At 63.4% G+C, this 23982-nt stretch carries 23 protein-coding genes; 7 read left to right on the plus strand and 16 right to left on the minus strand.

Annotation, left to right across the window (positions count from 1 at the left end):
- Positions 1 to 41: 41 nt before the first annotated feature.
- The 4 genes from HV793_RS06690 (at position 42) to HV793_RS06705 (ending at position 5192) form a co-directional block, all read left to right on the plus strand.
- Positions 42 to 1037 (plus strand): Bug family tripartite tricarboxylate transporter substrate binding protein, encoded by a 996-nt coding sequence (locus HV793_RS06690; RefSeq protein ID WP_370528716.1) that lies wholly within the window; start codon positions 42 to 44, stop codon positions 1035 to 1037.
- A gap of 89 nt (positions 1038 to 1126) precedes the next feature.
- On the plus strand, positions 1127 to 3298 hold the full coding sequence (locus HV793_RS06695) for an acetate--CoA ligase family protein (protein WP_175212868.1): 2172 nt from the start codon (positions 1127 to 1129) through the stop codon (positions 3296 to 3298).
- 6 nt (positions 3299 to 3304) lie between these two features.
- Entirely contained in the window at positions 3305 to 4081 is a 777-nt protein-coding gene (locus tag HV793_RS06700) for an enoyl-CoA hydratase/isomerase family protein (RefSeq protein ID WP_175212869.1), read from the plus strand.
- Between the two features lie 82 nt (positions 4082 to 4163).
- Positions 4164 to 5192 (plus strand): Bug family tripartite tricarboxylate transporter substrate binding protein, encoded by a 1029-nt coding sequence (locus tag HV793_RS06705; RefSeq protein WP_225589253.1) that lies wholly within the window; start codon positions 4164 to 4166, stop codon positions 5190 to 5192.
- On the opposite strand, the gene HV793_RS31285 is transcribed toward HV793_RS06705, so the two are convergent.
- From HV793_RS31285 to HV793_RS06745, 8 genes are all read right to left on the minus strand, one after another.
- A complete protein-coding gene (locus HV793_RS31285) occupies positions 5155 to 5511 on the minus strand; it encodes a CoA transferase (protein ID WP_175212870.1) in 357 nt (118 codons plus the stop codon). The genes HV793_RS06705 and HV793_RS31285 overlap by 38 nt on opposite strands.
- A gap of 48 nt (positions 5512 to 5559) precedes the next feature.
- Positions 5560 to 7119 carry an acyl-CoA synthetase gene (locus HV793_RS06715; RefSeq protein WP_175212871.1) on the minus strand — a complete coding sequence of 520 codons (1560 nt, stop codon included), beginning with the start codon at positions 7117 to 7119 and terminating at the stop codon, positions 5560 to 5562.
- 140 nt (positions 7120 to 7259) lie between these two features.
- Complete coding sequence (locus HV793_RS06720; RefSeq protein WP_175212872.1) at positions 7260 to 8405, minus strand: thiolase C-terminal domain-containing protein; 1146 nt, start codon at positions 8403 to 8405, stop codon at positions 7260 to 7262.
- Positions 8402 to 8842 (minus strand): Zn-ribbon domain-containing OB-fold protein, encoded by a 441-nt coding sequence (locus HV793_RS06725; RefSeq protein WP_175212873.1) that lies wholly within the window; start codon positions 8840 to 8842, stop codon positions 8402 to 8404. The genes HV793_RS06720 and HV793_RS06725 overlap by 4 nt, the downstream gene beginning before the upstream one ends.
- On the minus strand, positions 8839 to 9702 hold the full coding sequence (locus HV793_RS06730) for a MaoC family dehydratase (RefSeq protein ID WP_175212874.1): 864 nt from the start codon (positions 9700 to 9702) through the stop codon (positions 8839 to 8841). Before HV793_RS06730 ends, HV793_RS06725 begins: the two co-directional genes overlap by 4 nt.
- Before the next feature lie 3 nt (positions 9703 to 9705).
- Positions 9706 to 10647 (minus strand): SDR family oxidoreductase, encoded by a 942-nt coding sequence (locus HV793_RS06735; RefSeq protein WP_175213163.1) that lies wholly within the window; start codon positions 10645 to 10647, stop codon positions 9706 to 9708.
- 68 nt (positions 10648 to 10715) lie between these two features.
- Positions 10716 to 11573 carry a MaoC/PaaZ C-terminal domain-containing protein gene (locus tag HV793_RS06740; protein ID WP_175212875.1) on the minus strand — a complete coding sequence of 286 codons (858 nt, stop codon included), beginning with the start codon at positions 11571 to 11573 and terminating at the stop codon, positions 10716 to 10718.
- 12 nt (positions 11574 to 11585) lie between these two features.
- Positions 11586 to 12512, minus strand: a complete 927-nt coding sequence (locus HV793_RS06745; protein WP_175213164.1) for an SDR family NAD(P)-dependent oxidoreductase — start codon at positions 12510 to 12512, stop codon at positions 11586 to 11588.
- A gap of 240 nt (positions 12513 to 12752) precedes the next feature.
- Between HV793_RS06745 and gcvA the strand changes: the two genes are divergently transcribed.
- Positions 12753 to 13649 carry a transcriptional regulator GcvA gene (gcvA, locus tag HV793_RS06750; protein ID WP_175212876.1) on the plus strand — a complete coding sequence of 299 codons (897 nt, stop codon included), beginning with the start codon at positions 12753 to 12755 and terminating at the stop codon, positions 13647 to 13649.
- Positions 13650 to 13679: 30 nt separating this feature from the next.
- Here the strand turns inward: gcvA and HV793_RS06755 are convergent, their stop codons facing one another.
- The 8 genes from HV793_RS06755 to HV793_RS06790 form a co-directional block, all read right to left on the minus strand.
- Entirely contained in the window at positions 13680 to 14843 is a 1164-nt protein-coding gene (locus tag HV793_RS06755; RefSeq protein ID WP_175212877.1) for an acyl-CoA dehydrogenase family protein, read from the minus strand.
- Positions 14840 to 16003: an acyl-CoA dehydrogenase family protein gene (locus HV793_RS06760; RefSeq protein WP_175212878.1), complete on the minus strand. Its 1164-nt coding sequence runs from the start codon at positions 16001 to 16003 to the stop codon at positions 14840 to 14842. The genes HV793_RS06755 and HV793_RS06760 overlap by 4 nt, the downstream gene beginning before the upstream one ends.
- Before the next feature lie 63 nt (positions 16004 to 16066).
- Positions 16067 to 17215, minus strand: a complete 1149-nt coding sequence (locus HV793_RS06765) for an acetyl-CoA acetyltransferase (protein ID WP_175213165.1) — start codon at positions 17213 to 17215, stop codon at positions 16067 to 16069.
- Entirely contained in the window at positions 17215 to 17607 is a 393-nt protein-coding gene (locus HV793_RS06770; protein WP_175212879.1) for a Zn-ribbon domain-containing OB-fold protein, read from the minus strand. Before HV793_RS06770 ends, HV793_RS06765 begins: the two co-directional genes overlap by 1 nt.
- A 45-nt stretch (positions 17608 to 17652) precedes the next feature.
- Positions 17653 to 18540, minus strand: coding sequence for an alpha/beta fold hydrolase (locus tag HV793_RS06775; protein WP_175212880.1), 888 nt, complete (start codon positions 18538 to 18540; stop codon positions 17653 to 17655).
- The gene (locus tag HV793_RS06780; protein ID WP_425321801.1) at positions 18537 to 20633 is read right to left on the minus strand and encodes an acetate--CoA ligase family protein; all 2097 of its coding nucleotides are present in this window, start codon (positions 20631 to 20633) and stop codon (positions 18537 to 18539) included. The genes HV793_RS06775 and HV793_RS06780 overlap by 4 nt, the downstream gene beginning before the upstream one ends.
- A 53-nt stretch (positions 20634 to 20686) precedes the next feature.
- On the minus strand, positions 20687 to 21844 hold the full coding sequence (locus tag HV793_RS06785; RefSeq protein WP_175212882.1) for an acyl-CoA dehydrogenase family protein: 1158 nt from the start codon (positions 21842 to 21844) through the stop codon (positions 20687 to 20689).
- A 247-nt stretch (positions 21845 to 22091) separates the two neighbouring features.
- Entirely contained in the window at positions 22092 to 23159 is a 1068-nt protein-coding gene (locus HV793_RS06790; protein ID WP_119449837.1) for an MBL fold metallo-hydrolase, read from the minus strand.
- Positions 23160 to 23231: 72 nt separating this feature from the next.
- Between HV793_RS06790 and HV793_RS06795 the strand changes: the two genes are divergently transcribed.
- The gene (locus HV793_RS06795) at positions 23232 to 23612 is read left to right on the plus strand and encodes a MerR family transcriptional regulator (protein WP_054455614.1); all 381 of its coding nucleotides are present in this window, start codon (positions 23232 to 23234) and stop codon (positions 23610 to 23612) included.
- Between the two features lie 10 nt (positions 23613 to 23622).
- Positions 23623 to 23955 (plus strand): YnfA family protein, encoded by a 333-nt coding sequence (locus HV793_RS06800; RefSeq protein ID WP_054455615.1) that lies wholly within the window; start codon positions 23623 to 23625, stop codon positions 23953 to 23955.
- The last annotated feature ends 27 nt before the right edge of the window (positions 23956 to 23982 follow it).

Raw genomic sequence — 23982 nt, forward strand, 5'->3', positions numbered from 1 at the left:
CGACAGTCCAACATTTCCCAATCAACCAGGGGAACATAGGCATGAACATCGATAGCCGCCACTTGCGGCGCGTAATTTCCACCTTGGCCACGGCATCTCTTGCGGTCGTGGCATGGTTCGCCACAGGTACTGCAAACGGCGCCAATTACCCCGATCACGCCATCCGGATGGTCGTGCCATTTCCGCCAGGAGGCGCCACCGATACGGTCGCTCGCATACTGGCAAAAAGCATGTCCGAGGAGCTCGGCCAGAGCATCGTGATCGAGAATCGCGCCGGCGCAGGCGGCATCATCGGCGCCGAAGCGGTAGCCAAGGCCGCGCCGGATGGCTACACCATCCTCGCCAGTACCGCCGGCGTGCATGTCGTCAACCCCGCAATCTACGCAAAGCTTCCTTATGACCCCGTAACCAGCTGGGCGCCGGTCAGTCTCGTCATCCTGGCGCCAATGACGATCACGGTACGGACGGAATCGCGCTTCAAGACGCTGCGGGAACTGGCCGCCTATGCGAAGAATCACCCCGGCAAGCTGACCTATGCCTCTCCCGGCAGCGGTACGTCCCCGCATCAGGCGGGCGAAGCGCTCAAGCACGCGGCGGGGATCGACATCCTGCACGTGCCGTACAAGGGCGCGGGGCCGGCCACCACGGACTTTCTCGGCGGACGAATCGACATGATGCTTTCCTACGTCGGTTCGGCCTATCCGTCCATGCGCGACGGCAAGTTGCGCATACTGGCCGTCGGCAGTCGCGAACGCATGCCGCTTCTGCCCGGGGTACCCACGATGGGCGAAGAGCTGGGGCAGCCAGACTATGTCTCCGACACCTGGACGGGCATCGTTGCGCCTGCCGGCACGCCACCCGCCGTCATCCAGCGCCTGAACCGGGCGGCGGCCTTTGCCCTGGAAGCGAATCGCGCCCAGCTGCTGGCATCGGGCTACCAGGTCCTGGGCGGTACGCCTGAAGCAATGCGCCAACGCCTGGAGCAGGAACACCGGACCATTACGCCGCTGCTCGCCAAGATCATGAATCGCAATTGACACGCCCGCGACGGATACCCGCAGCACGGGCGACTCTCAACGACAGCCCCATTTCCCATAAGCCAACCAAGAACAGGATGATTCGCGCCTTGAACAGCCTCTCCTCTCTCTTCTCCCCGAAGCACGTGGCGGTCGTCGGCGCCTCGGAAGACACCAACAAGATCCGTGGGCGCCTGCTAAAACTGCTGCGCACGGGCGGCTTCGCCGGGGCGATCTATCCCGTGAATCCGAGCAGCTCCACCATTCAGGGGCTGCAGGCCTACCCGAACGTGCTGGCCCTGCCCGAAGCCGTGGACCTCGCCTTGATCGCCGTCGCGGCCCCTCAGGTCATGGAGGTGCTCGAACAATGCGCCGGACGCGGCATCAAAGCTGCCGCCATTTTCTCCGCAGGGGCCAGCAACGCCAGCCACGGCGAGCGGCTGCAAGATCGGGTCGCCGCTTTCGCACGGCGCACCGGCATGCGTATTCTTGGCCCCAACGCGGAAGGCTTCATCGATATCGAATCCGGCATGACCGCCACGTTCAGCCCGACGCTGGAGGCCATGCCGGCGCCGCCTCACGGTTCGCTGCCCTTGCGCAGCCCCGTAAGCATTGTTTCGCAGTCGGGCGCCATGGCGTTCGCACTCTACAGTCGCGCCTGCCACGAACATATTCCGATCGGACGCCTTGTCTCCACCGGGAATGAAGCCGACGTCGAAATGCTGGAGGTCGTTGATCACTTGATCGCACAGGGGACGTCCAAAGCGATTCTGCTGTTCCTGGAAGGTTTCCGCGATCCGGAGCGCTTTGCATCGGTCGCCGCGCGCGCGGCCGACGCCGGCGTGGTCCTGGTGGTGGCCAAAGTGGGACAGTCCATGGCGGGCCAACGTGCAGCAGTCTCGCACACCGCTCATCTCACCGGCGCAGACACCGCCTATGAGGCCGCTTTCCGGCGTTATGGGGTCATCCGCGTCGACAACCCCGAGCAGATGCTCGCCATCGCAGCAGCCGTCAGCGTTGGCGCCCAGCCCCAAGGCAAGCGCGTCGGCATCATAACCACCTCGGGCGGCGCTGGCGGTTGGGCCGCCGACATCTGCGAACGTGCGGGGCTCGACGTTCCCGAGCTGACCCCGGCCCTGAAGCAAGAACTGGCAGCCATCGTGCCGGACTACGGCTCCAGCGAGAACCCCGTCGACGTCACAGCTCATGTCGTCGAGGACGGCGGCGCGACGCTGATGCGCATACTCGAACTGCTGGAACGCGCGCCTGACCTCGATGTGGGATTGATCATTGTGTCGCTGGTCAGTTCACGCCGCATTCCGGATATGCAGGCCCAGTTGGCTCCGCTCCTGGCCAAATCCACCCGGCCGCTCGTGTTCCATTCTCCGGGCGTTCCGGCGCCTTCTGGCCTGGAGACCCTGGCCCGCCTTGGCGGCTTGCACCTGGACCTGGAGGGCTTCGCCTATGCGATGACGAAGCTGGACGACTATCGGCTGTTTCGCGACCAATGGCTCTCCCGCCGCGCCGCCGAGTCGGCCATTCCCAGCGTGGCGACCCCGCGCGTAACGCTACCCGGCGCGGGCGGCTCACTGGACGCCGCTCAAGCACGGGCGTTGCTTTCAGCCTATGGCGTTCCCATGGCGCCCGAAGCGCTCGCCACCAGCGCATCTCAAGCCGTGGCGGAAGCGGAGCGCATCGGTTGGCCGGTTGTGCTCAAGGTCGTCTCCGCCGACATTCCGCACAAGACCGAAGCGGGCGGCGTAGCGCTGAACCTGACTGGCGCCGCGGAGGTAGAGGCGGCCTATGCGGGCATCATCGCCAACGCCAGGCGCTATGCGCCCAAGGCCCGTATCGAAGGCGTACAGATCCAGAAGATGATGCCCCCAGGACGAGAAATGGTGGTGGGTACCGTCAACGATCCCGATTTCGGCCCCCTGGTGATGTTGGGCTTTGGCGGCATCTACGTCGAGGTTCTGCGCGACGTCGTATTCGCTGCCGCGCCGTTGGATCTCACCATTGCGCGCGACATGATTTCGCGTCTGCAGGGCAGTGCGATCCTGGAAGGCGTGCGAGGTGAGGCTGCCTCGGATCTGGACGCGCTCGCGCAAGTTCTGGTGGCGGTCTCGGACCTGCTTGCCGCGCATCCGGGGCGCATCGACGAGATCGACCTGAATCCGGTCCTGCTTTACCCGCAAGGCCAGGGTGCCGTCGCGGTCGATGCCCTGTTGGTATTGACCGAAGAAACTGCGCCATCCGCCGCTGAATCGGAAATTGGGAGATAGGCAATCATGGCCGAGATCGAATATCAAAAAGCAGGGGCGGTCGCACGCATCACCCTCAATCGGCCGGAGCGCAAGAATGCGCTCGCCAACAACATGCGTCAGGACCTGGCCGACGCTTTCACCAATGCCAACCGCGACGACGAAGTGCGGGTCGTCGTTCTCACCGGCGCGGGCGACAGCTTTTGCGCTGGCGCCGACGTCGCGAAACTGGCAGTGCGCGACGTCAAGGGGTCGCGCAACAACCTTCAACACAATGCGCACGCGCTCATCCGCAATCTCTACACCATAGAAAAACCCGTGATCGCTGCCGTGCGCGGTTCAGCCGTGGGCATCGGTTTGAGCATGATGCTGGCCTGCGACCTGGTGATCGCGTCCGAGACGGCCAGCTTCTCCTGCATTTTCGCGCGCCGCGGCCTGGCGCCCGATTCCGGCGCGGTGTTCTTCCTGTCACGCCTGATCGGGCTGGCGCGCGCGCGCGAGCTCGTATTCACCGCAAGCTCCTTCTCAGCCCAAGAGGCTGCCGAGATGGATCTGATCACGCGCGTAGTGCCGGACGGCGAACTTGAATCCGCCGCGGACCAACTGGCGCAAACGCTGGCGACTCAGCCTACCTACGCATTGGCGATGGCAAAGAAGATGTTCCACTTTTCGCTATCGCCCAGCCTGGACCAATTCCTCGATCTCGAAGCCATGATCCAGCCGCAGATTCACCAAACGCAGGACTTCAAGGAAGGCATCGCCGCTTTCAACGAAAAGAGGCCGCCTCGTTTCATCGGACGCTAGAGACTGCGCATTGCAGTCTTGGCAACGTATTGCAGGAAAAACCAATACTGCGCCGGCTCTGACCGGCGCGAGGAGACAAACCATGCTTTATCGCACTTCCTGGCGTCGGAAGGCCGCCATGCCTATGCTGGCCATGAAGGCCAAACGGATCGGATGGACTGCCGCCGCCTTGGCAATTCTGCCCTTTTCCCTGTACGCCCAGACCGATTATCCGTCCAGGCCGCTGCGGATGATCGTGCCCTATCAGGCTGGCGGACAGATCGATAATGTCGCGCGCGCGGTTGCCGAAGGTCTGGGCAAGCGCCTTGGGCAGCCTGTACTCGTCGAGAACAAGCCTGGCGCAGGCGGAATCATCGGCACCAATACCGCCGCCAAGTCCGCTCCGGACGGATACACCTTGCTGCTGACCATCGCAACCCCGCTCAGTGCGAACTTGGTTCTTTACAAAAAGCTGCCCTACGACCCTCGCACCGAGTTGCAGCAGATCTCCGATGTCTCCAAGAGCTCGGCCGTGATCGTTGTCCACAAATCGCTGCCGGTAAATACCATCGACGAGCTGATAGCCTACGCAAAGAAGCACCCTGGTACGCTGCGAATAGGGTCGTGGGGGCCGGGGTCCTCGCCACAGATCATTCAGCACTATATGAACAAGACATATGGCATCGACATCCTGAACGTGCCGTACAAGGGCGAATTGCCTATCGTGACGGATTTACTTGCCGGTCAGATCAACATTGCCGTCGCTTCGGTTTCCTCGCTCAAGCAGCACATCGCTTCCGGCCAGATTCGGGCCCTTGCCATCCTCGGCAGCAAAAGAATCGGCGCGTTCTCGGATGTCCCCACCGTGGCAGAGGAGGGTTATGACAGCACGGCTTTCCACGTCTCCACGCCAACCACGGTGCTTGCTCCAGCCAAAACGCCTCCGGAGATCATCGAGCGCCTGGGCCGTGAAGTCAGCGCTGCGGTGAAGACTCCAGAGGTCAGGCAACGACTGCTTGGGATGGACCTGGAACCCATCGGAAACCTGCCCCATGAGGCCCAGGCCGAGTACAACGCCTATCTCCCTATCGTCCTCAAGCTGACGGCCGAGACTGGAGTAACGGTGGAATGATTCTTGGCGGCCAACGGCGGGCATAAGCGGGCCGTTGGCCGTCGGGGGTCACGACAGCGTGCGCCAGCACGTTGAGGGCTGCGGCGCCCTCCAACACGGCAAGAATCACCTCGCCATGCTCGCCACGGGTCGTCTCGGGCCCCTCTGACGTCTTTAGGTCAGCCACAATGGACCGTTTGCCCCGATTGAGCAGCTTGGCCACAGCGGCAGAGCCGCTTTCCCCAGCCGCCTCGGCGCCTTCGACGGCGATTACCTCAGCCCCCAGGACTGCGCCGGCCTGGTGCGAAAGCGGGCGAGTATTTCGGACCCTGATCTTCACGTATCAGTCTGCCAGACGCTCACGTACTGCGGCTTCCCTGGGACACCGCTAATTGGCGGAGGGCTTTGGCCAATACTTCTCACGCAGGGCTTGCTTGTATAGCTTCCCGGTAGGCAGGCGCGGCAATTTCTCAACGAATTCGATCGACCTCGGCACCATGTAGCGCGCCACTTTTTGGCGGCATAGTGCAAGCAGCTCATCGACCAGCATTTCCGACGGCGCTACGCCGGCGGCCGGTTCAATAATGGCCTTGACCTCTTCGCCCATCTCCGGATTCGGCACACCGATCACTGCGACATCGCCAACGCTGGGGTGCATCTGCAACGCGTCTTCTATGGCCTGTGGATAGATGTTGACGCCTCCGGAGATGATCATGAAGGCCTTGCGGTCCGTGAGATACAGGTAGCCGTCGGCATCCACATGCCCGATGTCGCCGATAGCCGTCCAGGTCGGATGGCGCGGATGCTGCGCGGCGCGCGTCTTTTCAGGATCGTTGTGGTAACGGAAAGGCAGCTCGTCCCGCTCGAAGTAGACCAGGCCGGTTTCTCCGACCGGCAGCTCATTGCCAGTCTCGTCACAGATATGAAGGACTCCTGTTGCCGCCCGGCCCACCGAACCAGGATGGGTCAGCCATTCCTCGCTATCAATCGACGTGGTGCCGTTGCCTTCTGTCGCCCCGTAGTACTCGTTCAGAATGGGCCCCCACCACGCGATCATCTGACGCTTTACCTCGACGGGACACGGTGCGGCGGCATGGATTGCCACGCGGTGGCTCGACAGATCGAACGCCTGGCGCTCCGCTTCGGGCAGCTTCAACATGCGGATGAACATGGTCGGCACCCACTGACTGTGTGTGACCCGGTGCCGCGCTATCAGAGCGAGCGCCTCTTTCTCGTCGAACTTTTCCATGAATACCACGGTGCCGCCCTCGAACTGAACGTTGAGCGCAAACCCCAGTGGAGCGGCATGGTAGAGCGGCGCGGGCGACAAGTAGACGGTTTCGCAGGAGTAGCCGTAGCGCTTGGTCTGACTGCTACGCTGCGGCGTAGGTTCATCGTTGACTTTGCGTTCGAGCAAATTACGCAGGATGCCCTTGGGCCGCCCCGTCGTCCCTGAGCTGTAGAGCATGGTGGCGCCCAGCCACTCTTCCTCGAGCCGCTGCGCCGGGAAGGGCGCCACAGCTGCCTCGTAACCGTCCCAGCCTTCGATAACGCCATCGATCATCAGGCGCGCACGGCAGCCCGGCATACGCTCGGTCAGCGCCCCAGCCAATTCGCTCATGGCGAGCGAGCTGACGACGACCTGCGCTTCGCAATCGGCAATCAGATAGACAGCCTCGTCAACGCTCAGGAATCGATTGATCGGCGTGATCAGCAGGCCCGAACGCAACGCCGCCCAGCAGATCTCGAAACAACGGGCGTTGTTCTCGAGCAGCATCGCGATGTGATCCCCGCGCCGCAACCCCTGAGCGTACAGGTACTGCGTGAAGCGGTTGGATCGCTCGTCGAGTTCCCGATAGGTCAACGCGACGCCTGTGGTCCCATTGATGACGGCCGGTTTGTCCGGCGTCAAAGCGGCGTGATCGCCGAGATAGCGCGGATTTTCCATATTGATCTGTCTCCTTGGCAACTGCCTTGCCTATGCTGGTGATGTCGGGCGCCGCGATTCTCGAAACGGCCCAGGACCATGTCCCGCCGGCTATGCATCACGGCCGGCGGGAACTACAAAAATTCCAAGCGTCTTGGTCCTCAAGGCGACTGGTTGGACAGCACCAACGTAGCCGCCGCGGTGAACATGCCACCTACGCCCTGGACCACGCTGGTCCGCACCTTGTCCAACTGACGGAACGCCTCGCCTCGCAATTGCCTGACCGCCTCCTGGATCGCGAACATGCCGTACATGCCGGTGTGTGTGTACAGGATGCCGCCGCCGTTCGTGTTCAACGGCAGACGCCCGCCAGGACGGGTATTGCCTTCCGCAATGAAAGCGCCTGCTTCGCCACGGCCGACAAATCCCATGTCTTCCAGGCCATACAGGGGCAAGTGCGCGAACGCGTCATAAATCATCAGGTGATCGACGTCAGCATGGCTGATGCCGGCCTCGGCAAAGGCTGCGCGGCTGGAGATCCGAAATCCCTTCGACGAAGTCATGTCATCCATCATCGACACCAAGGGACTGTCGCAAGCCTCGCCCGAACCGAGCAGATAGACCGGGGAATCAGCGCGACGCAAATTGCGCGCGCGCTCAGCCGTGGTCACCACCAACGCGCCGCCGCCGTCGGTCACCACGCAGCATTCGAGCTTGTGGAAAGGATAGGCGATCATGGGCGAGGCCATCACGTCTTCGACCGTCAACAGCTTGTTCCGGCTTGCGCGCGGGTTACCGTTGGCCCAGTGACTTTGCGCCACCACAACTTCCGCCAATTGCTCGTGCGTAGTGCCGGTTTCATGCATGAAACGCAACGCAGGCAAGGTGAACATATTGGGCGGCGCCGATACACCGTAAGGCAGTTCGAACTGCCCGTTCATCGAATACGGAGGACGCCGGTTCAGTGCTTTCCCTACGCGCGAACGTCCCGATTCTCCGTGCAATACCAGCACGGTCGAGCAATAACCGGCGCGAATGGCAGCCGCCGCATGCCGCAGGTGGATCAGGAAGGAACATCCCCCCACAGACGTGCCGTCGTACCACTTGGGCGTCACACCCAGGTAATGCGCGACTTCAATCGGCGAGTCGCCCGCGCTGGTGATCCCGTCGACGTCGGCCAGCGTCAGCCCGGCATCCGCTAGCGCTCGATGGGCAGCATCCGTCCGCAGGTCCAGTTCGGAAAGTTGCGGCAAGGCGCCGAGTTCAGTCTCGGCGGCGCCGGCAATGGCGATTACGGGGCCCGTCATGACGCGCCTCCTTTGGTATTGGTCGGTCGGAACAAGGGAAGGACCTCTTCCCCGCGGGTCTCGAACACAACTTCGAGCGGCATATCCAGAGGCAGCGCCTGAGGGTCGGCGGGCACGCCCACGAGATTCGACAGCATCCTGGGCCCCTCTTCCAGCTTCACGACGGCGATCACGTAGGGGACCTCGTTTTCCCAACCCGGCGCAGCCAGGTGGCTGATGACGTAGGAGTGCAGGCTGCCCCGTCCGCTTGCGCGGACCCAGGTCAGTGCGTCAGCGCCGCAAGCGGGGCAGCGCGTGCGTGGATAAAGATGGTGGGCATGGCAGCTGCCGCAACGCTGCAGCCGCAGCTCTCCTGCCCTCGTTCCTTCCCAAAAGGGCAGGGTGGTCGGCGTGGGAACGGGCGCTGCCTTGGGCCGCGATGAATTCTTTGTGTTCATTGCTGCGCCTCCTGGCGGACCTTCATCAGGCCATGGTCGATCACGATCTCCCCGGCCCCGTCAAACGTACGGAAACGGACGTCCCCAGCCCCCTGCCAGGCGTGCACCGACAACGTCTCTCCGGGCATGACGGGGCGCGTGAAGCGTGCCGACATCGAACGCATCCGGTCCGGGTCGCTGCCGCAGAACGCATGGAGCAGCAGTCTTCCGGTGATTCCGTAGGTGCACAGGCCGTGCAGGATTGGGCGGGGGAATCCTCCCTTGGCGGCAAACGTTGGATCGCTGTGCAAAGGATTGCGGTCTCCGCTGAGACGGTACAGCAGCGCCTGATCGGGTCGGGTGCCAGCCGTGAGCACGGCATCCGCAACCCGCTCGGGCATCGGGGAGGACTGGGCAGATTTACGTTCGCCGCCGAAGCCGCCTTCGCCACGCAGGAAGGCTGCCGAGGCGCAGGTGATGAGCAATTCGCCCGAGACCGCATCGACGGCCTGGGCTTCATTACGAACCAGCGCGCCGGAACCTTTGTCCTCGATGGCCGTCACCCGATTGGTGACGCGCACCCGTCCCTCCACAGGCAGGGGACGATGCACCTCGAAGGCCTGTTCGGCATGGACCACCTTGGTACGGTCGATCGCTCCCAGATCCGGCCTGAGACCGGCGTTCTGCACAATCACTACGGCATAGGTCGGAAGCAGGCGCTGGGACACGCCTGCCGAGTTCTCCGTGGTGAATGCAAGCTCTTGTAGCGCGTCGTCTTGGCCCGCGCCCACGCCAATTGCATAGAGCAGGGCGTCGCGGTGGGTCCAACTCACTTCCGCCGTACCGCCAGAACGCCCCACTGCATTGAGGTCTAGCGCCATGACTTAGACTCCTTCAGGCGGGGCGGGAATCTCGCCAGTGGTGAGGGCATTGGGCGCGGCGCGACGGACCAGGTCAGGAATCAGCGCTCCCAGTTCCTCCGTATGCCAGCGACCTTCCTTTTCGATGCGCGGGCCGGCGCGCCAACCTTCAGCCACCGTGATGCGCCCGCCGCGCACGCCGAACACCCGTCCCGTAATGCCGCTGGATTCCGTGCTGCCCAGCCACGCAATCAACGGCGCCACGTTGGCGGCGTCGAGCGGATCGAACTCGCCGGCCGCCTTCACCGCGCCCGCGCCCAGCTTTTTTGCAAAGATGTCTTCGGTCAGCCGGCTCATCGCAGTCGGATAGATGACGTTGACCGTCACGCCGTAGCGCTCGAGCTCGCGAGACGCAATTACCGACATCGACGTGATGCCCGCCTTGGCCGCGCCGTAGTTGCTTTGACCAGGATTGCAATACAGGCCCGAGGACGAGCTGGTATTGATCATGCGTGCGACGCGCGGGCGTCCCGCCTTGGATTCGTCGCGCCAGTAGGCGGCCGCATGACGCGCCGGAGCAAAGGTGCCGCGTAGGTGAACGCGGATCACGGCGTCCCAGTCTTGTTCTTCCATGTTGGCGAGGGTCTTGTCGCGTAGGATGCCTGCGTTGTTGACCAGAACGTCCAGCCCGCCAAACTCGCGTATCGCCGTGTCGATCAGGCGACGCGCGCCCTCCCAGTCCGCAACATCGTCCGTATTCGCCACCGCGACACCACCAAACGCGCGAATCTCGGCCACTACCTCCTCGGCCGGTCCCGTGGCGCCGCCATTACCGTCGCGGGCAGAACCGAGATCGTTCACCACGACCTTGGCGCCCTGACGCGCGAACTCGAGCGCGTACTGGCGGCCAAGACCGCGCCCGGCGCCAGTGATAACCACAATCCGACCCTCGCATTGCTTTTGCATCGTCATCTCCTTGTTTTTGGGAATCATCGGCATGCGACAGCTCCAAGACCTGGAGTGCCAGCCATTGTTCAATTGAGCACGGCGCGCCCATGCTCCAGTACGCGCTTGCCCCGATCGCGGGAAAAAGCCTGAAAGCTCACGACGTTGTCGTGTCGCCAGAACTCGAAGCCGAGCGTTTCTCCAGGAAAGACCACAGAAGAAAACCTGGCCTCGAAGGATTTCACTCGCTCTACTTCGTAGCGCAGCGGCCCTTTCAGCAACGCCCGCATTGCCATGCCGTAGGTGCACAGGCCGTGCAGGATGGGGCGATCGAATCCCGCCCTGCGCGCAACAGCGGGATCGACATGCAGCGGATTGCGATCGACATTGAGGCGGTAGAGCAGCGCGGCGTTGGGTGCAGTGGCCAAGTCCACCACCATGTCGGGAGTGCGCTGCGGAACGGCGTGCGGAGCAACCGGGCTGCCATACGACGCGCCGAAGCCACCGTCCGCGCGACAGTAGGAGCTATGGAGAATGGTCGCCAGCTCCTGGCCTGTGGCTTGGTCCACCAGCGTGCGTTGGACATGAACGAGAGCGCCCTTGTCGACGCCCTTGTCCTCGATGCCGACAACGCGCGCTTGCGCGCTTAATGCGCCATGGCTGGGCAAGGGCGCGTGGAACTCGATGCGTTGCGCGCCATGCACAATCTTCTCGCGCGTCATGCCGGTTCGCGGGTCGCTTGCCCATGGGCCCAGGTGGCACAGCACGGACGCCATGGTAGGCACCGCCAGCAGGTCCCGTTCATAAACGAAAGGCAGTTCCTGTTCGTCCAGCGGATCCGTTCCGAATCCCAGGCTAAGCGCGTACAGCATGGTTTCGCGCTGGTCGTAGCGCTGATTCGGCGGCTCGAAGCGCCAATCACGGACGGTCTCGAAGTTCAACGGCATGGGAAGCTCCTGTCAGATTGCTTCCCACCCGAAAACGTCGCGTGTGCGTTCCGGCGGCGTGAAGCTCGAGCGGAAGGCCGGCGTCAGGGTCTGCGCCAGGCGCTCCGGCGTCCAACCGTCCGCCCGATGCAGGGTTCGTACCGGCCGCGGCTGACCATACAGATAGATCTCGTTGCCACGTGCGCCGAATATCTGGCCTGATACCTCCTTGGCAGCCTCTGAGCAGAGGTAGACCGCAAGCGGAGCGATCTGGTCCGCCCGCGTCATGGCGCGGCGCTTGGCGAGATTGCGTTCCTGCTCTTCGGGCGACAGTCCCGGCACGCTTTCGATCATGCGGCTGAATGCGTGGGGCGCGATGCAGTTCGAACGCACGCCATACCTCGCCATGTCCAGCGAGATCGAGCGCGACAGCCCGACGATTCCCATTTTTGCGGCCGCATAGTTTGCCTGCCCGATGGATCCGATCAGACCCGCCGTTGATGTCATGTGAACCAGCGCGCCGCTGCCTTGTTCGCGGAAATGAGCCGCTGCCGCCCGGCTCATGTTGAACGAGCCGAACAGATGCACACGCAGGACCAGCTCGAAGTCTTCGGCGCTCATCTTGTGAAAGATGGAGTCCCTCAGAATGCCGGCGCTGTTCACCACGGCATCGATGCGGCCAAAGGTGGCAACTGCCTTCTCGATGATGGCGGCCGCCGAGTTCCATTCAGCGACGCTGTGTCCGTCTGCCACGGCTTGTCCGCCTTGAGCGCGAATTTCCTCCACCACGGCGCCGGCCGGCGTACCGCCGCCCGCTTCGCCAGAAAGGGAAACGTCGAGGTCGTTGACCACGACCTTGGCACCTTCGCGCGCCATTGCCAACGCCACTTCCTTGCCGATGCCGCCCCCCGCGCCGGTCACGACCACCACCTTGCCTTCCATCAAGCCACTAGCCTTCATTGAATGCTCCAACAATTTGTTCGGTTGGTCATGGACGCGCGGGAAATCCACACAGGAACCGCTGAGAGATTGCGGCGATTTCCTTGCGCACCTTTAATTCATATCTCGCGCTTTTATGGCTGCACGCGGATCAAGAAACTGAGCGATATTCTGCGTCCTCTTTGCAGATCATGCGTACTTCCAATCGCTCGCTGAGCTATGATTTGCGGGAATATCAACGCCCTACAGGGAACTCAAAAAATGGGCCGTCGAATTCCCCCTCTGAATCCGCTACGCACCTTCGAGGCAGTAGCGCGACATGAGAACCTCACGAAGGCTTCCAAAGAGCTGCATGTCACGCAGTCCGCCGTCAGCAGACAGATCGCGCTGATCGAGGACTACCTCGGCGTACCCCTTTTCAACCGCAGCCGGCACGGCGTGCACCTCACCCGCGAAGGCAAGATTTACGCGGACAAGGTGGTACAGGCCTTCGCCACGATCGCAACGGCCACGGAGGAGTTGGTCAGGAAGCGCGAGGGTCAAACCGTGCGCGTGCGCACCTACATGACGTTCGCGGTACGCTGGCTGATTCCGCGTCTTCCGGCGTTCCAGGCCCTGCGCCCCGACATCGAACTTTCCTTGAGCATCGCCGTTCCCGAAGTGAATTTCGATCGGGACGACGTGGATGTGGCCATCCAATTCGGAAACGGCAAATGGCCCAACATGCAGACCGATCTGCTGTTCCTGGACAACGTCGAGCCTGTGTGCTCGCCAAAATTCCTGCAGCAGCACCTGGCGGCCGGGGAGTCCCCCTCCAAGCTGTTGACGCAGCGCCTGCTGGTCAGCCACTATCGCCGCACGGACTGGAACGAGTGGCTTGAAAGCACGGGACTGACAGCGGCCGCGGAAGGCGCGGAACGCATGACTTTCAGCAGTTCGGTGCTGACCTACCAGGCTGCTGTCGATGGCCTGGGAATCGCAGTAGGCCAAACCGCGATGCTTTCACAGGAGCTGCTTACCAAGCAGCTCGTGCGCCCGTTCGCACAGCCTTTCTCGCGGGGGCTGGGCTACTACCTGCTACGCCCCAACCATGCCGAGGACGGCCACCACGTAGCGGCATTCCGCAACTGGCTGATGGAGACTGCCGCGCGCGAATGACGCGTTTTTTCGCGCGATGATTTCATCAATCTAAGCAGGCAGACCGAGCGCACGCCGCGCGAGAATATTGCGTTGCACTTGCGCAGTTCCGCCGAAAATCGTGACGGGCCGCGCGATCATGTAGAGCCATTCCAGGTCTTCCTTGAGGCCGATTCCGGGCGCGGCTCCGATGACTCCGCCATAGTGGCCTGCAAGTTCCTGTATGGACTCCGTGAGGCGTTGCAGAAGCTCGGCGTTGAACAATTTCAACATCATGAAATCATGATCGGAATCATCAGGCTCATTGCCCCGAATGGCGGCCTCGCAACTCAATTCATACAACGCGCATGCATCCGCCACGTCACTCGCGTGACGCCCATGAAGCTCAAGATAGCTTGTCGATGACGACGCGCCGACGGCAGCCGCCGTGTCGCGCAGCACGGTCAATGCGTAGCGGACCAGCTCCGGCGAGCCGTGGCTGAAGCGTTCGAAGCCGAGCAGCGCCTTGGCGACCGACCAGCCTTCATCCACGCGTCCGACGACGTTTTCCGCCGGTACCGCCACGTCCTTGAAAAACACTTCGCAGAAATGCTCGTCTCCGGCCAGCGTGCGGATCGGCCGGATCTCGATACCCGGCGTGTTGAGGTCGGCGAGCAGAAAAGTGATGCCTTGCTGCTTCCTGGGCTGCACGCTGGTCCGCACCAGCATGAAAATCATGTTGGCGTCGGTGGCCAGGGTAGTCCAGATCTTCTGGCCGTTGACCACATAGCGATCGCCCTCAAGAACGGCTGCTGTCTTCAGATTGGCAAGGTCCGAACCCGCGTTCGGCTCCGAGTAGCCCTGGCACCACATGTCCGCGCAAGACAGGATGCGCGGCAGGTAATATGCCTTCTGCTCCTCGGTGCCATAGCGGATGAGCACCGGCGCAAGAAGTCGCAGACCATGGTCGATGGGACGGGCCACGCCGAAGCGCTCGAGCTCCTCCTGGTAGATCAGCTGTTTGCGCATCGACAATCCCATTCCGCCATATTCGGCGGGCAGGCCCGGAGCGCGCCATCCATCCCGCAACTGGCTTTGCAGCCAGGTTCTGGCGGCCTTGCCGGTCAGGCGCTTCAGTGGATTGCGCAGATCTGAGGGATAGTTCTGCGCAATCCAGCTGCGGAATCTTGCTCGAAAGGCCTCGTCGGAAAGCGTGTTGAAATCGTTTCTGCTCATGCGTCTGCTCCTCGAGCGGCGCTGGCCTGCTCCTGCAACAACAGGCTGACGCGCCGCCGGTGCTGGGCGCCATTACCCAGCCATGCCGAGGCCCTGAGCGCGCTCTTCATGTACAGGCCGATATCCGCCTCCATGGCAAAGCCGATTGCACCGTGTACCTGCACGCCGAACCGGGCCGTGGCTAGCGCCGAATCGGACGCCCGGGCCTTGGCTGCGGAGATGGCGGCGCAGACCGCCGCGGGATGCCGAGCTACATCGCCTGCAGCCTCCAGCTTCTGCAACGCTGACAGGTAAGAGGCTGCCGCGAGCCGGTGCTGCACTTTCAGATCCACGGCCGCATGTTGCAGGCTTTGAAAACTGCCGATCTTCTGCCCGAACTGCTCTCTGGTCCGCATGTAGTCGAGCGCTATTTCAAAGGCGGCCTGCGCCATTCCGTCGAGCTGGGCGGCCACGGCGAGCAATGCCTCATCCAGCGCCCTCGCCAATGCCTGGAGCAAGGCCTCGCCTTCAAACAGCACCGCGCCCTGCGCCGGCGCATTCTCCAGGTACACGGTTCCCAGCGACGCCCCATCGCTGGTAGTCACCGTCTCCACACGAACGCCGAGCGCGGATCGCGCCACCGCCACCAGGACCGGTTGACCTTCCAGGCGAGCAGTCACCAGGAAGTCGTCGGCCATTGCCGCTCCGACCACACCGGCTTTGACGCCGCTGATGAGCAGGCCGGCTGGCCCGTTCGCCGCATTGGTGCGTACAGGACAGACATCCAGGGACTGGGGATCTTCCTGCCAGGCCACGGCGATGACCTTCTCGCCATCCGTCAACGCAGCCAGGATGTCGTGCCAGGCTGCGGCCCGATTCGCACTGGCGGCCAGCATGCCAGGCAAAAGCGCGCAGCCAACAAACGGTTCGGGCAACAGGAACTGGCCAAAGACTGCGGCAATGGCTCCCGCATGCCTTGCCTGCAGGCCACTGCCGCCCAGTTGCTCGGGCAGGCGCATGGCCAGCCAGCCCTGCCGCGCCAGCTTGGCCCATACCTGCCGATCATGCGCGGGACGTCCCGGCTTCACCTGCCGCAACCGCTCCATGGCGGACTCCTGCCGCATGAAGGTCTCGACGGAGGCCTTGAGAATGGACTCGGTTTCGTCGCTTTCTGTCAACATCTGCACTCCTCCACCGCTTCATAGGTCGTTCATGCAATGCGGACGCAAGCCGATACGGTCATGTCAAAGCGCGGCAGCCGAACCCAGGATCACCGTGCTCTGGCTCGACAGCACGCCGCCATTGCCATGTGCAAGCGCGATGTCGCAGCCGCTGACTTGACGCGCGCCGCATTCTCCGCGGATCTGGCGAGCCGCCTCGATCAACAAAAACAAGCCATACATCCCCGGGTGGCAGTACGACAGGCCGCCGCCGTTGGTATTGGTAGGCAGAACGCCGCCTGGACGCAGCTTGCCATCGGCCACGAAGGGACCGCCTTCACCCTTCGCGCAAAAGCCGAGATCCTCGAGGAACAACAGGGTGGTGATGGTGAAGGCATCGTAGAGTTCGATGACATCCACGTCGCTGGGACCCAGCCCGGCCATCTGATAAGCCTTGGCCCCGGATAGCTTGGCCGCTGTCTCGGTCAGGTTGGCCATATTGGAGATCGACTGATGGCTATATGCTTCCCCGCAACCAAGGACATATGCGGGCGGCTTGCGCAGATCCCGGGCGCGCGCAGCGGACGTCATCACCAACGCGCCCCCGCCATCAGTCACCAGGCAACTGTCGCGAATAGTCAGCGGATAGCTGACCATGCGCGCATTCAGCACGTCATTGACCGACAGATCGCCCTGTTCCCACGCCATTGGATTCAGCTGCGCCCATTTCCGGGCCGCGACCGCGATTTCCGCGAGCTGTTCGCGCGTGGTGCCGTAATCGTGCATGTGACGCGACGCCGCCATGGCATAGGCGCTGGCCGGCATGAAGGGGCGATACGGCGTTTCGTAGGGATTGGATTCCCGTCCGCCCACATTGCTGCGCCCGGCCGAGCGCTGCGTGCTTCCATAGGTGATGACGGCCACCTCGCACAACCCCGCCTCGATCGCCGCAGCCGCGTGCGCCACGTGCGTCATGAAAGAGGAACCGCCAAGATAGGTCGAATCCCCATAGCGCGGCTGGATGCCCAGGTACTCCTTCAGCGCCAAGGTCACCATCCGGCTCTGGGTGGCCGCGCCGAACAAGCCGTCTACGTCGTGGAGCTGCAGGCCGCAATCATCCAGCGCCCGCGCGATACCTTGCGCCATCAAGTCCAGGGGCGTCATGTCCTGCGCCACGTGACCGAGATCCGATTCCGCCACACCCACGATTGCCGCACTGGCTCGACCCATCATCACGCATCCTCCTTGCGTAGCGCGACAAACACCGGCAGCGGTTCTTCCGCATCGCCTTCTTCGACAAACCTGACTTCGACCCGCAACCCGATCTGAACCTTCGTGGGCTCCATGCCGTCGACCCGCGTCATCATGCGAAACCCCTCGTCCAGGTCGATCAGGGCGACATTGTGGGACGATCCATCCTTGTTCGACACCGCGGTGGTCGCGTACACGGTTCCTCGGCCAGCGCTGATGCGCCACTCAAGATCCGTCGAGCCGGAATAGGGACAAATCAGCCGAGGGAAAAAGACCGCGCGTGCGGCCTGCGGACTGTATTGATAGGCAAGCTTCCCCTGCTTGAGGTGATGCTTGTAGATCGCCAGAGGCGCTTGCTGCAGCTTGTTCTTCATGCAGATTCTCGATGGGGTGACAGGCGCGACGCAGACAAGTCGGCGTCAGACCGGATAGCGGCGTTGTCCGGGGCCGAACCAGCTCGCCAGCATGGGATTGATTGTCTGCGCGCACTCGTATTGGACCCAGTGACCCGCGCCGGGCACGACACACCAATCGCCAGCAGCGCAGAGTTCGGCAAGCTGGTGCGCCAGAGTCATGGGGGTTGCGGTGACATCGTGTTCGCCCCAGATCAACAAGACGGGCTGGCTGAAGGCGGCCAGAGCTTCTGGCAATTGACGGGTCCGCGACAGCAGCCGGCTCTTGAATCGAGTGCGCAGACAGGAATGCTCATGCACCGCCAGCGCCAGCGCGTCGATCGAGGCGTCCGCATGCAGCATGTGGGCGCCCAGGTTGTGCCGCAATGCCGCAAGCATGTCCGCCTGCGGCAAACCTTGCCATGGCGCCAGTCCCGCACCGGGGCGTCTTGCGGTGCCATGCCCCGCGCTGCCCAGCAGCGACATCCTGCGCACTCCCCCGCGCTGGCGTGCCAGCAAGGCGGCCACCAGTCCACCAAACGAGAAGCCCGCCAGATCCAGCGACGCTCCAGCGCCGAGTAGCTGGTCCAGCGAAGCAATCAACGCATCGACAATCTGCATCAGCCGCTCCTGCTCGCCCGCGCGACTCGGCGGATCGCCGGAATCGCCGTATCCGGGCATATCGGGAATCAACAGAGTATGGTCCTGCGACAAGGCCTCTATGTTGCGGACCCAATGCAGCCAACTGCCGTGGCCGCCATGCAAGAGCACTAGCGGTGCACCGCTGCCAAACTCACGCCACGCAATCTTGCCGTGGCGTCCGTCCACATGATGCAATCGCGCCGCAGCGTCCAGGCGTGCGATCTCGGCTTGCGCGGCCTGCGCCAGGTCTGGTACGAACACCGCGTCGTTCATGAGCGCAATACCAGCGCGTCCACCGCAATGACCCCACGGCCGTCTGGCATCACAAGCAGCGGATTGACCTCGGCCTCGCTGATTCCCAATTCAGGATGCAAGGCAAGCTGTGACAACTGCACGATGGCTTGCGCCAGCGCCTCGAGGTCCCCGCGCGCCTTGCCGCGCAGGCCCGACACGGTCTTCAACACCTTGAGTTCGCCGATCATCTCGCGCGCGCCCTCCAGGCCGACGGGCGCGAGCCGGACACTGCGGTCGCGGATGACTTCGGCCCAGACGCCTCCTGCCGCCAGCAGCACGATCGGGCCCGCATCAGGATCCACGCGATAGCCCAACAGAACCTCGGCAAGCCCCGCGCACATCGGCTGCACGAGGGCGAGGTCGCAGGCCACGTCTGGCGCATGCCGGGCAAGATTCGAGCGCAGCTTGGCCAAAGCTTGCGTTAGCGATGCTGGGCTGTCGATCGACAGGACCACGCCGCCCACCTCGGTCTTGTGAGGAATCAGCTCGGAGCAGACCTTGGCCACAACGGGAAAATCAAAGGGCAGCACAGGTGCGGGCCCGGCCAGCGGCACCGTAACGAACGGCCCATGCGGCACTTCCAGCTTGTCCAGCACGGCATAGGCTTGCGCCTCGCTGAGCGCGCGCGGCGCAGCGCCTGCCGACGCGGGCGGGGCCTGGACCGTTGCCGTCATGGCGGGACGGCGCCGCGCAAAGACCGATGCAATGACATCGGCACAGTTTTCCGGAGAGCGGAAGCAGGGCACGTCCGCCGCGCTCAGCGCCGCCAGGGCCTCGGGAGCATCCGGCACGAGCATGGCGGCCAAGGGTTTGCCGCAGCCCATGCTGTCGATGATCGGCCTGACTGCGAGCTGGGGCTGGTGGCGCGCCGAGGAGCCCACCACGGCCACCACGAGATCGAACTCGGGAGCATCCAGCATGACGTCGAGACTTTTCTTCATCACCTCATAGCGCGTGCCGGCCAGCGTCAAGTCCAGCACGCGTCCGGCCGAAGCGGGAACGCCTTGCTCCCGCAAACGCTCCAGCGTCTGGGCAGATAGCGGTTCGACCACGACATCGCGTATGCCCAGCTGGTCCACCACCATGGCCGCGCCACCGCCCGTTGTAGTCACCACGCCCACACGCCGGGGCTTGGCGGCGTCATGCATCAGGGCGAAGCGCCGGGCCAGCGGCAAACCTTCCAGCAAGGCATCGAAGATGCCTATCCTGGCGATCCCGCAATCTTTGAGGAAAGCATCGGCGATATCGTCCTCGCCGGCCAATGCGCCCGTATGAGTAGCTGCCATTTCCGCCGCGGCGTCGGAGCGGCCCAGCTTGTACGCGATCACGGGCTTGCCGCGCTTGGCAGCCTCCTTGGCAAAGGCGCGTAGCTCAGCGCCATGACGCAGGCTTTCGAGGAACAACAGATAGCCATCGATGGCGGGATCGTCAAGCGTGGCGGCGCAGATTTCACCGATGCTGAGATCGGCTTCGCTGCCTACCGACACCAGCCCGGCAAAGCCCACGCCGCGCGCTTTTCCGCGCGAGACCAGGGCGCCGATCATGCTGCCGCTGTGCGACGCCACGAATGTTCGGCCGGAAGGCAGGTCCGGCTCGGCAAACGCCGCGTTGGCGGTCAGGCGCAGGCCCGTCTCCGCATTGACCACGCCGAGACTGCTAGGACCCAGCAACCGCACCCCGGAGCGCTTTGCGAGCGCGCGCAAGGCCTGCTCCCGTTCCGCACCTTCCGCGCCCGCCTCGGAGTAGCCACTGGCAAGTATCGTTGCGACCTTGGCGCCGACCGCGGCGCATTGCTCCAGCGCCGCCTGGACGCCGTCCGTCGGCGTGAGTATGAAGACATGCTCGGGCACTTCCGGCAGGGATGCCAGATCCGGCCAGGCTCGTTCACCCTGCACGGTGTCGCGCCTGGGATTCACGGGATAGATCCTGCCGCCATAGCCGGCACGTCGCAGGAACTTCAGGGGTCTGCCGCTGGTCTTGCTGGCATCGTCGGAGATGCCGATCAGGGCAATACTGGCCGGATTGAGCAAGGCGGCGGCCAGCGCCGCCCCCGAGACGGACTCTGTATTCATCGAGAGGGACTTGGTGTTCATCGTTGAGAATCGCACTCGATAGGCGCCTTATCTCATTTGGCCAAGGGCGCGCGTTGCGAGAACTGGCGTTCGAACACGCCCTCGGCGATCCGGTTCTTGAGCATTTCTATCGATCCGCCCGCGATCATCCATCCGCGTATGCGGCGCACGCAGTATTCGACCAGCGATTCCTGGCTGTACCCCATGCCGCCCATTACCTGCAGGGCCTCGTTTGCGACGTCCCAGCCAGCCGTGTTGCAGGCCAGTTTCGCCAACGCAGTGTTGTGCGCCGAGGGCAGGCCATGTTCGCCCTCGAGCGCGGCGCGATACAGCATCAATTGCGCGGATTCGAGCTTCAACGCCATATCGGCGAATTTCCACTGAATCCCTTGGAATTCGCATAGTTCGCGGCCAAATTGCTTACGCAACCCGGCATGTTCGCGCGCCAGGTTAAAGGCGTGCCGCCCAAGCGCAAGCGAACGCGAGGAATTGCCCAGCCGCTCGACGTTAAAACCCGCAATCTGCTTTTTGAAGCCGCCCGCGCCAAGCAGCAGGTTGCCCACGGGGATGCGGCAGTCTTCAAAGTAGAGCTGGCACCATTGTTCGCCGCTCATGAAACTGGAGGGTTCGCCAACCGAGAATCCCGGCGCGCCGCGTTCCACCAGCACGGAACCGATGCCGCCGATGCCGGCGCCGAAACGCACGTAGATCAGAAACAGATCTGCTTCCGGACTGTGGGTGGAGAACACTTTGCTGCCGTTGATCACGATCTCGTCGCCGTCCAGGCGCGCGCTTGTCTTGAGTTCGGTCACGGCGGAGCCCGCGTCGGGTTCGCTCATGCCCAGGGCGATCAGCTTCCTGCCTGCCAGCAGGTCGGGCAGGAGCCGCGCCTTTTGCTCTCGGGTGGCGTATTCGACAAAGGTGCGGATGGGACCAAAATTTCCCGCCTGCACGATATCCGCGCTTTTGGGGCAAACCAGCGCCACTTCCTGGATGGCCAACACGGCGTGCATCAGCGAACCGCCCTGGCCGCCGTCGGCTTCAGAAAAGGTGATACCGAGCAAGCCCTGCTCGGCCAGCAGACGCGCGGCATCCCATGGATACGCAGAGGAGTGCGCCCGCGCCAACGCCCCCGCGGCGAGCTTGTCTTGCGCAAAACGGCGGACGGCATCCGCGAAGGACTGATGCTCCTCAGTCAGATCGAAGTTCATGGGATTTTCCCGAGAGGTTCTGCATGCCGCACATGATGGTCGGATTCAGCATCTGTCGGAACTTCGCGCTATGAAGCGCAGGCATTACAAAATCTCATGAACGAATGTTGTCGGGAGCGGACGGCGGGTCCGACATTCGCTTGGGATGAAGCCATACGCGGCAGCCGCGTCGCCCCTCGGCGACGCGCGGCTGCCGGACTTGCCCGCAATAGCTGCAGGGCTACTGCTTATCGGCCCGATGCAGCGCTCAGGCGGCCGAAAACCGCATGATGCCGTCCGCGCCCAGCGCGCGCTTGAGCTTGCCTTCGAAATACAGTGCGTGCAGGTGCGCCAGCGCCTCGCCCATGGCGAAGGTCAGCTGGTGCAGGTCGAGCTTGCGCTTGAACAGCACCGGCACGATGTCGGTGGTCGATTGCGGCTGGACCGCACAGGCTTCCAGCACTTCCGCCAGGCGGTCGCGGTGGTGTTCGTGCTGTTGCGCGATGCGCTCGTGCAGACCCTTGAAAGGCCGGCCGTGCGAAGGCAGCACCAGCGTGTCTTCGGGTAGGTCGGCGTAGCCATCCAGCGAACGCAGATACAGCGGCAGGGGATTGGCGTCGGGCTCGTAGTCGAACACGCTGACGTTGGTGGAAATGCGCGGCAGCACCATGTCGCCGGAGATCAGCACGCGCAGGTCGGCGGAATACAGCGACGCGTGTTCAGGCGCGTGGCCATAGCCCACGATGACGCGCCAGTCGCGCCCGCCGATGCGCACCGCGTCGCCATGCAGGATGCGGGTGTAGCGCGCGGGCACGGCCGGCACCAGGTTGGGGTAGTAATTGGCGCGCTGGCGGATCTGCTCCTGCGCGTCGAGGTCAGTCAGGCCATGGCGCGCGAAGTGGTCCACCGCCGATTGGCCGCCCGGGCCGCCGCCGGCTTCGCCACGGCGCGAGGACCACAGCGAGGCCACCATGAAGTCCGTCATCGTCATCCACAGGGGCGCATTCCAGCGTTCGCACAACCAGTGCGCCAGGCCGATGTGGTCGGGATGCATGTGGGTGACGATCACGCGCAGCACCGGCAGGCCTTCGAGTTCGGTCTCGAATACCCGTTCCCACAGCGTCTTCACTTCATCGCGGGTGATGCCGCAGTCGACGATGGTCCAGCCGTCGCGGCCGTCGATGTTGTCGCGCAGCAGCCAGAGGTTGATATGATCCAGCGCGAACGGCAGAGGCATCCTGATCCACTTGACCCCATCCGCCACCACGTGCGAACGGCCGGCTTCGGGCTGGAAATCGGCCCAGGGGTACTGCAGTTTCTGTTCGTTCGGATTCATTGCCTCTCCTCCACGCTTGACGATTGGGTCAAGTCATCATAATTTACGTTTACGTAAACTGCCACACGCCGCATGTCCCCGTCAACCTGGACCATCTCTGAACTCTCGCGCGAGTTCGACGTCACGCCCCGCACGATCCGCTTCTATGAAGACCAGGGGATCGTCAGCCCGGCGCGCGAAGGACGCAACCGCATCTTCGGGCCGCGCGACCGCACACGCCTGAAGCTGGCCCTGCGCGGCAAGCGCCTGGGCCTGCAATTGTCCGAGATCCTGACCTTGATCGACATGTACGACGGGCCGGGCGACACCGCGGTTCAGCTGCGCCAGTACCTGAGCGTGCTGGAACAGCACCGCTCCACGCTGGAACAACAGCGCCGCGACATCGAGGATACCCTGCGCGAGATCGCGCAGCAGGAACAGCAATGCCGCGAGCTGCTCGCGCAAAAGCCCTAGCGGGACGCGCATGGGCGCCCTGCAAACCCTCGCGCTGTTCATCCTGACGGCGCTGGCCGAGATCGTCGGCTGCTATCTGCCTTATCTTTGGCTGCGCAAAGGCCATTCCATCTGGCTGCTCGCGCCGGCGGCCGCCAGCCTGGCGCTGTTCGCCTGGCTGCTGACGCTGCACCCCACGGCTTCGGGCCGCGTCTACGCGGCATATGGCGGCGTCTATATCGGCATGGCGCTGCTGTGGCTGTGGGCCGTGGACGGCGTGCGGCCCAGCATGAGCGACTGGCTGGGCGTGGGGCTGTGCCTGGCCGGAATGATGGTGATCATGTTCGGGCCGCGCAGCGCGTAGGCTGCGGCAAGCCTCTCGAAGCGTCCG

It is taken from the genome of Achromobacter aegrifaciens (assembly GCF_902859965.1).
Classification (GTDB): Bacteria; Pseudomonadota; Gammaproteobacteria; order Burkholderiales; family Burkholderiaceae_B; genus Achromobacter; species Achromobacter aegrifaciens.

Excerpts from the sequence above, each read along its gene's own strand:
- HV793_RS06760 (WP_175212878.1), bottom strand. The coding sequence starts at position 16,003 with ATGTTGACAGAAAGCGACGAAACCGAGTCCATTCTCAAGGCCTCCGTC.
- HV793_RS06700 (WP_175212869.1), top strand. The coding sequence starts at position 3,305 with ATGGCCGAGATCGAATATCAAAAAGCAGGGGCGGTCGCACGCATCACC.
- HV793_RS06765 (WP_175213165.1), bottom strand. The coding sequence starts at position 17,215 with ATGATGGGTCGAGCCAGTGCGGCAATCGTGGGTGTGGCGGAATCGGAT.
- HV793_RS06715 (WP_175212871.1), bottom strand. The coding sequence starts at position 7,119 with ATGGAAAATCCGCGCTATCTCGGCGATCACGCCGCTTTGACGCCGGAC.
- HV793_RS06720 (WP_175212872.1), bottom strand. The coding sequence starts at position 8,405 with ATGACGGGCCCCGTAATCGCCATTGCCGGCGCCGCCGAGACTGAACTC.
- HV793_RS06705 (WP_225589253.1), top strand. The coding sequence starts at position 4,164 with ATGCTTTATCGCACTTCCTGGCGTCGGAAGGCCGCCATGCCTATGCTG.
- HV793_RS06775 (WP_175212880.1), bottom strand. The coding sequence starts at position 18,540 with ATGAACGACGCGGTGTTCGTACCAGACCTGGCGCAGGCCGCGCAAGCC.
- HV793_RS06730 (WP_175212874.1), bottom strand. The coding sequence starts at position 9,702 with ATGGCGCTAGACCTCAATGCAGTGGGGCGTTCTGGCGGTACGGCGGAA.
- HV793_RS06790 (WP_119449837.1), bottom strand. The coding sequence starts at position 23,159 with ATGAATCCGAACGAACAGAAACTGCAGTACCCCTGGGCCGATTTCCAG.
- HV793_RS06785 (WP_175212882.1), bottom strand. The coding sequence starts at position 21,844 with ATGAACTTCGATCTGACTGAGGAGCATCAGTCCTTCGCGGATGCCGTC.
- HV793_RS06740 (WP_175212875.1), bottom strand. The coding sequence starts at position 11,573 with ATGCCGTTGAACTTCGAGACCGTCCGTGATTGGCGCTTCGAGCCGCCG.
- HV793_RS06795 (WP_054455614.1), top strand. The coding sequence starts at position 23,232 with ATGTCCCCGTCAACCTGGACCATCTCTGAACTCTCGCGCGAGTTCGAC.
- HV793_RS06725 (WP_175212873.1), bottom strand. The coding sequence starts at position 8,842 with ATGAACACAAAGAATTCATCGCGGCCCAAGGCAGCGCCCGTTCCCACG.
- HV793_RS06770 (WP_175212879.1), bottom strand. The coding sequence starts at position 17,607 with ATGAAGAACAAGCTGCAGCAAGCGCCTCTGGCGATCTACAAGCATCAC.
- HV793_RS06780 (WP_425321801.1), bottom strand. The coding sequence starts at position 20,633 with ATGAATACAGAGTCCGTCTCGGGGGCGGCGCTGGCCGCCGCCTTGCTC.
- gcvA (WP_175212876.1), top strand. The coding sequence starts at position 12,753 with ATGGGCCGTCGAATTCCCCCTCTGAATCCGCTACGCACCTTCGAGGCA.
- HV793_RS06690 (WP_370528716.1), top strand. The coding sequence starts at position 42 with ATGAACATCGATAGCCGCCACTTGCGGCGCGTAATTTCCACCTTGGCC.
- HV793_RS06735 (WP_175213163.1), bottom strand. The coding sequence starts at position 10,647 with ATGCAAAAGCAATGCGAGGGTCGGATTGTGGTTATCACTGGCGCCGGG.
- HV793_RS06800 (WP_054455615.1), top strand. The coding sequence starts at position 23,623 with ATGGGCGCCCTGCAAACCCTCGCGCTGTTCATCCTGACGGCGCTGGCC.
- HV793_RS06755 (WP_175212877.1), bottom strand. The coding sequence starts at position 14,843 with ATGAGCAGAAACGATTTCAACACGCTTTCCGACGAGGCCTTTCGAGCA.
- HV793_RS06745 (WP_175213164.1), bottom strand. The coding sequence starts at position 12,512 with ATGAAGGCTAGTGGCTTGATGGAAGGCAAGGTGGTGGTCGTGACCGGC.